Consider the following 5,984-nt stretch of genomic DNA (forward strand, 5'->3'; position numbering starts at 1 on the left):
TCCGCCGCCGCCCGGGCCAGGGCGGCCACGGCACCGGCGGTGGGGATCTCGGCTTCGGTCACGGCCCGGGCCACCTCCTCGACCGGCTCCGGGCCCCGGTAGCGCACCCCCCGCAGCACGTCCTGGCGGGCCAGGAGGTAGCCCTCCTCCAGTCCGGCGCCCACCAGAGCCGACAGGCACCGGCGCAGGTGGGCGGCCACCGAGGGGGTAGGGGCCAGGTCGACTACGGCCTGTAAGTTGACCCGGGTCAGCCGGGAGCACTCCATCGGCCCGATCACCGGCACCACGAAGCGGGCGCAGTGGGACTCCTGTTCCTCGCGGTGGCGTATCGACCAGGCCCGCCCTCGCGCTGGGCGCCGGCCCGGGTCCAGATAGTGGGCCACCAGTTCGGCGCCCCGGGCCCGCAGGAGCTCGGTTCGGGTGCCCTGGGCCAGGCGCTCGACCAGCTCGGCGGCCTTGTCCACCGCCGCCTGCTGGTTCGGGGCGGTGGTGTCCCGGCGCCGGCCTGCCTCCTCCCAGCGCAGGCGCCAGTAGCCGCCGGGGTCGGCGGGCTCATAGGCCCGCACCCCACAGTCGAACTCCAGCACCTCCCGGCCGGGACCATCACCATCAACGACAAGAGCGAGTGATGCCATCGGTCAGCGCGGGCGAGGTTTGGGGGAAATGTGGGGGAAAACCACCTGCCTCGCAGGGGGAAGGCCTCAGACATCCAGGTCACAGGGCTGCGCACCGAGGACGCGTATGCGGCCCCAAAGCAGGTGCGCTACCACTGCGCCACTCCCCGGTCCGGCCCAAGTGTAAGGGCGCGACCGGACTCCCCCAGGGTACGGGACCACCCCTCCCCACCGTTACACTCCTTGTTCTCGTATGAAGACCGTGGTCGAGCCCCTCGAGGGCAACAAGGTCAAGTTGTCCGTCGAGGTCGACCAGGCCGAGTTCGAGAGCGCGCTCGACTCCGCCTACCGGCGGATAGCCCAGGACGTCCGGATCCCCGGGTTCCGGCCCGGGAAGGCGCCCCGCCGGGTGATCGAGGCCCGGCTCGGAGCCAACGCCGCCCGGGAGCAGGCGCTGCGCGACTCCCTCCCCGAGTACTACCAGCGGGCGGTGCGGGAGAACGACGTCGACGCCATCGCCCCGCCCGAGATCGAGGTCGGATCGGACGGCCGGGACGGCCCGCTGACCTTCGACGCCGTGGTCGAGGTGCGCCCGACGGTCTCGGTCGCCGGCTACGCCGGCCTGCAGGTCACCGTGCCCAGCCCCGAGGTGACCGACGAGGACGTGGACGCGCAGGTGGACCGGCTGCGGGACACCTTCGCCGAGCTCCAGGACACCAGCCGGCCCGCCCGGGACGGGGACCACGTCACCATCGACCTCACCGCCTACCGCCACGGGGAGCGCTTCGAGGATCTCTCCGCCGGGGACCTGACCTACGAGGTGGGCTCGGAGATCTACGTGGCCGAGCTCGACGAGAACCTGCGCGGGGCCCGGGTCGGGGACATCCTCAAGTTCAACGCCGAGACCCCCGGGCACGGGGAGATCTCCTTCCAGGTGCTCCTCAAGGGGGTCAAGGAGAAGGTCCTGCCCGAGGTCACCGACGAGTGGGCCGCCGAGGCCTCCGAGTTCTCCACGGTGGGGGAGCTGCGGGCCGACATCCGCCAGCGCCTCGAGGCCGTGCGCAAGGTCCAGGCCCGCATGGGCCTGCGCGACGCCGCCCTGCAGGCGCTGGTCAAGCTGGTCCCCGACGAGATGCCCGATGCCCTCGTCCAGGCCGAGATGGAGCAGCAGCTCCACGACCTCGGCCACCGGCTCGACTCCCAGAAGATCGACTTCCGCCAGTACCTCGAGGCCATCGGGCAGGACCAGCAGGGCTTCCTCGACGAGGTGCGGGCCAGCGCGGCCGAGGCGGTCAAGGCCGACCTCGGGCTGCGGGCCCTGGCCGACGCCGAGAGCCTGGAGGCGGGGGAGGAGGACGTCGAGAACGAGGTGGCCCGCCTGGCCGAAAGCTACGGGCTCGAGGCCGAGGCCCTGCGCTCCCGGATCGAGGGGTCGGACCGGACCGACGCACTACTCTCGGAGCTGCGCAAGGGGAAGGCGCTGGCCTGGCTCATGGACCACGTCGAAGTGGTCGACGAGGAGGGGAGGCCGGTGGATCGGGCCCTCCTGGAGATCGAGAACCCGGTGGGGGAGAGTCTCCAGGCCGAGACCGAGCCCCCAGCCGACCCGGAGCCCCAAGCCGCGGAGGTCACCAACTGATGCAGCCCGTCTATTCCTACCTGGTCCCGACCGTGGTCGAGTCCAGCAACCGGGGGGAGCGGGCCTACGACCTGTACTCCCGGCTCCTCCGGGAGCGGATCATCTTCATCGGGACCCCGATCGACGACACCGTGGCCAACCTGGTCTGCGCACAAATGCTTTTCCTCGAGTACGAAGATCCCGATAAGGACATCAACCTCTACATCAACTCCCCGGGCGGGGACATAACCGCCCTTTTCGCCATTTACGACACCATGAAATTCGTCAAGCCCGACAAATCGACGTTCTGCTACGGCCAGGCGGCCTCGGCGGCGGCCATCCTGCTGGCGGGGGGCTCGCCGGGGAAGCGCTTCGCCCTGCCGCACGCCCGGATCCTGATCCACCAGCCCTACGGGGGCGCCGCCGGCCAGGCCACCGACATCGAGCTCCAGGCGAAGGAAATCCTCCGGATGAGGGATTTGCTCAATCAGATGCTTTCCCGGGACACAGGACAGCCGATAGAGAAGATCCAGAAGGACACCGACCGGGATTTCATAATGAGCGCGGACGAGGCCCGCGAGTACGGCATCATCGATGAGGTGATCACGACTCGCGAGCTGGCGGGCGTGCCGGCGGCAGCCGGCGTGGCATAGGCGGGAGACGGAACTCGTGGCGAAGTTCGGGGACGGGGGGGACCTGGTCAAGTGCAGCTTCTGCGGCAAGTCGCAGAAGCAGGTCAAAAAGCTGATCGCCGGGCCGGGCGTCTACATCTGCGACGAGTGCATCGACCTCTGCAACGACATCATCGAGGAGGAGCTCGCTGAGTCGTCCGAGCTGCGCTTCGACGAGCTGCCGAAGCCCAGGGAGATCTTCGACTTCCTGAACGACTACGTCATCGGTCAGGACTACGCCAAGAAGATCCTGTCGGTCGCCGTCTACAACCACTACAAGCGGGTCCAGGCCGGCTCCTACCACGAGGGGGAGGTCGAGCTGGCCAAATCCAACATCCTCCTCCTCGGGCCCACCGGCTGCGGCAAGACCCTGCTGGCCCAGACGCTGGCCCGGATGCTGAACGTCCCGTTCGCCATCGCCGACGCCACCGCCCTGACCGAGGCCGGCTACGTCGGGGAGGACGTCGAGAACATCCTGCTCAAGCTGATCCAGGCCGCCGACTACGACGTCAAGAAGGCCGAGACCGGGATCATCTACATCGACGAGATCGACAAGATCGCCCGCAAGAGCGAGAACCCGTCGATCACCCGGGACGTCTCGGGGGAGGGGGTCCAGCAGGCCCTGCTCAAGATCCTGGAGGGCACCACCGCCTCGGTGCCGCCCCAGGGGGGCCGCAAGCACCCCCACCAGGAGTTCATCCAGATCGACACCACGAACATCCTGTTCATCTGCGGGGGCGCCTTCGCCGGCCTCGACCGGATCATCGAGAGCCGAATCGGGCGCAAGGGCATCGGCTTCCGGGCCGAGATCGACCGCAGCGGGCAGCGGGACGAGGGCGAGCTCCTGCGCCACGTCCTGCCCGAGGACCTCCTCAAGTTCGGCCTGATCCCCGAGTTCGTGGGCCGGCTCCCGGTCATCGGGGCCGTGTCCAACCTCGACCGGGAGGCCCTGGTCCGGATCCTCGTGGAGCCCAAGAACGCCCTGGTCAAGCAGTACCACCGGGTGTTCGAGCTCGACCAGGTCGAGTTGGAGATGACCGAGGACGCCCTCGAGGCCATCGCCGACCAGGCCCTGCTGCGGGGCACCGGCGCCCGCGGCCTGCGGGCCATCCTCGAGGAGGTGCTCCTCGACGTGATGTACGACCTGCCCAGCCGGTCCGACATCGGCAAGTGCGTGGTCGACCGCTCGGTCGTGCTCGACCGGGTGAACCCGACGCTGGTCCCCAAGACCGACACGCCCAAGGTCGAAAGGCCCCGCCGAGCCGCGTCGTAGTCCACCGGGGCGCCGGCCCCTGCGGCGGTCGTGGGTAACCTCCGGGGCATCCCGCCGGTTCTCGTCGCACCCCCCCTTTCCCTCGTCACGCCTGCGGAACGGGTCCTCGAGGTGGTGAAGAGCGCGGCCCGGGAGGCGGGCGGCGGGCCGGGGGACTGCTGGTGCCTCCCGCTGCTGGCGGACGACCTGGCCTCGCAGTGGGCGGTGGAGCAGGACCTGGCCCGGGAGGGCATGGACCGCGAAGCCCTCGATCCCGGCGAGCTGGCCGAGCGCGCCGGCCGGGCCTCCGCCGCCGCCGCCGGGGAGATCGACGCCGCCCTGCGGACCACGGGCCGGGACGTGGTGGTCCCGCCCGTCAGCCCGGCCGTGGTGGCCGCGGTGGCCCAGCCGGCCCGGGCCGCGTTCGTGGCCCTGTACGAGGCCGGGCTGGTCGAGCGGGCCGACACCGTGGCGTGGCGCTGCCCCCGCTGCGCGTGCAGCCTGGGGCGGGACGACCTGGCCTCGGTCACGAGCGCGACCACGGTCCCGGTCCTCACGGTGGGCGTGGACGGGCCCGGACCCGATGGAGCGCTCCCGGGGGGCCTGGCCCTCGAGGTCGAGCACGCCGCCGTGGAGCTGCTCGGGGCCGTGACCGCCGTCGGGGTCCCGCCCGGCTACACGGTCGCCGGCGCCGCCGTGGCCGGCCGGGACGCCCACGTCCCCTTGCTCGAACGGCCGGTCCCGGTCGTCGAGGACCCCGAGATCGGGGCCCCCGTCCTCCTGACCCCGGGCCACGACGCCGCCCACCACGCGGTGGCCGGACGCCTGGGCCTGGCCGCCCCGGTCCTCGAGGAGGAGCCGGCGCCGTTCGCCGCCCGGGAGGCGGCCCTGGAGCGGCTGGCCGCCGAGAGGCTGGTGGCGGCCCAGACCACCCGGGAGGAGGAAGCCACGGTCTGTGCCCACTGCGGCACCGTGGCGGCGGCCCGGCTGGGGCCCCACTGGGTCGTCGCCGAGGAGCTGGGCGGGCCCTGGAGCCTGGAGCGGGAGCTGTGGAGGGGGGTGGCCCTTCCGGTGGGCTGGTGTGCCGAATGTGCCAAGGCGACGGTGGGGGTGGTTTCCGCCGACCTCGGGTCGTGCGGGATCTGCTTCGGCGAGCTCCGCCCCGAGCCCGCCGTCATCGACCCGCTGTTCGCGGCGGCGGCGTGGGTGGCCGAGGTCGTCCGGGGGGACGGCGCCGTCTTCGTCGCCGGCGGCCCGCAGTGGCTGGCCGTCGCCATGGCCCTGGCCCTCCGCGTCGACGCCGGCCCCCTCTCGGTCCTGGGAGCGCCGGCGTGAACCTGCCCGAGGCGCTGGCCTGGCTGGAGAGCCACGTCAACCTCGAGGCGATCATGCGCGGGCGCAAGGAGGCGCCGACACTCGACCGCATCCGGGAGCTGACCGGCCTGATGGGGGACCCGCAGCGGGCCTACCCGGTCGTCCACATCACCGGCACCAACGGCAAGGGATCGACGGCCAGGATGATCACCAGCCTGCTGATGGCCCGGGGCCTGTCGGTCGGCACCTACACCAGCCCCGACCTGCAGCGGGTCAACGAGCGGCTGGCCTGGAACGGGGCGCCGGTGGGCGACGACGACCTCGCCGACCTCCTCTCGGCCCTGGCCGACCTCGAGGACCTGATGACGGCGGCCCCCCACCGCTTCGACCTGCTCACCGCCGCCGCATTCCGCTGGTTCGCCGACCAGGCGGTCGACGTGGGGGTGCTCGAGGTGGGCCTGGGCGGGCTGTGGGACGCCACCAACGTGGCCGACGGGGTGGTGGCGGTCGTGACC

6 protein-coding genes are annotated in these 5,984 nt (G+C 71.6%); 5 read left to right on the forward strand and 1 reads right to left on the reverse strand.

The window, feature by feature from the left end; genetic code table 11:
• The coding region (locus VFW24_01605) for a hypothetical protein (GenBank protein ID HEX5265444.1) at positions 1–587 on the reverse strand (587 nt) is incomplete at its 3' end.
• Positions 588–867: 280 nt separating this feature from the next.
• Between VFW24_01605 and tig the strand changes: the two genes are divergently transcribed.
• The 5 genes from tig to VFW24_01630 form a co-directional block, all read left to right on the forward strand.
• A complete protein-coding gene (gene tig / locus VFW24_01610) occupies positions 868–2,253 on the forward strand; it encodes a trigger factor (GenBank protein ID HEX5265445.1) in 1,386 nt (461 codons plus the stop codon).
• Positions 2,253–2,885 carry an ATP-dependent Clp protease proteolytic subunit gene (locus tag VFW24_01615; protein ID HEX5265446.1) on the forward strand — a complete coding sequence of 211 codons (633 nt, stop codon included), beginning with the start codon at positions 2,253–2,255 and terminating at the stop codon, positions 2,883–2,885. The genes tig and VFW24_01615 overlap by 1 nt, the downstream gene beginning before the upstream one ends.
• A 16-nt stretch (positions 2,886–2,901) precedes the next feature.
• Positions 2,902–4,176: an ATP-dependent Clp protease ATP-binding subunit ClpX gene (gene clpX / locus VFW24_01620; GenBank protein ID HEX5265447.1), complete on the forward strand. Its 1,275-nt coding sequence runs from the start codon at positions 2,902–2,904 to the stop codon at positions 4,174–4,176.
• A gap of 30 nt (positions 4,177–4,206) precedes the next feature.
• On the forward strand, positions 4,207–5,490 hold the full coding sequence (locus tag VFW24_01625; protein ID HEX5265448.1) for a hypothetical protein: 1,284 nt from the start codon (positions 4,207–4,209) through the stop codon (positions 5,488–5,490).
• A partial coding sequence (locus tag VFW24_01630; protein ID HEX5265449.1) for a hypothetical protein occupies positions 5,487–5,984 on the forward strand: 498 nt, incomplete at its 3' end. The genes VFW24_01625 and VFW24_01630, both read left to right, overlap by 4 nt.

The sequence above is a fragment of the Acidimicrobiales bacterium genome, assembly GCA_036273495.1.
In the GTDB taxonomy this organism is placed as follows: domain Bacteria; phylum Actinomycetota; class Acidimicrobiia; order Acidimicrobiales; family JAJPHE01; genus DASSEU01.